1 rRNA gene is annotated in these 477 nt (G+C 50.1%); it reads right to left on the bottom strand.

From position 1 onward, the window contains the following. Positions 1-477: ribosomal RNA gene (locus ACTHSL_RS12990) — 16S ribosomal RNA — on the bottom strand; the annotation flags it as partial.

Raw genomic sequence — 477 nt, 5'->3', positions numbered from 1 at the left:
GTATAAGAGACAGGACTACTAGGGTATCTAATCCCGTTTGCTCCCCACGCTTTCGTGCCTTAGTGTCAAGAATGAGCCAGTCACCTGCCTACGCCATCGGTGTTCCTCCCTATATCTACGGATTTCACTCCTACACAGGGAATTCCAGTGACCTCTCTTGTCCTCTAGCTTTGCAGTTTAAGTAATGTTTATCCGGTTGAGCCGAACGCTTTCACTACCTACTTACTATGCCACCTACGCAACTCTTTACGCCCAGTAATTCCGGATAACGCTTGGGTCCTACGTATGACCGCGGCTGCTGGCACGTAGTTAGCCGACCCTTATTCATGAGTTACCGTCATATTCTTCACTCATAAAAGCAGTTTACGACCCGAGGGCCTTCATCCTGCACGCGGCGTTGCTCCATCAGGCTTTCGCCCATTGTGGAAGATTCCTTACTGCTGCCACCCGTAGGCTGTCTCTTATACACATCTGACG

It is taken from the genome of Neisseria sp. P0008.S010, assembly GCF_051962715.1.
Classification (GTDB): domain Bacteria; phylum Pseudomonadota; class Gammaproteobacteria; order Burkholderiales; family Neisseriaceae; genus Neisseria; species Neisseria elongata.
This window is presented reverse-complemented; position numbering and strand designations above follow the sequence as displayed.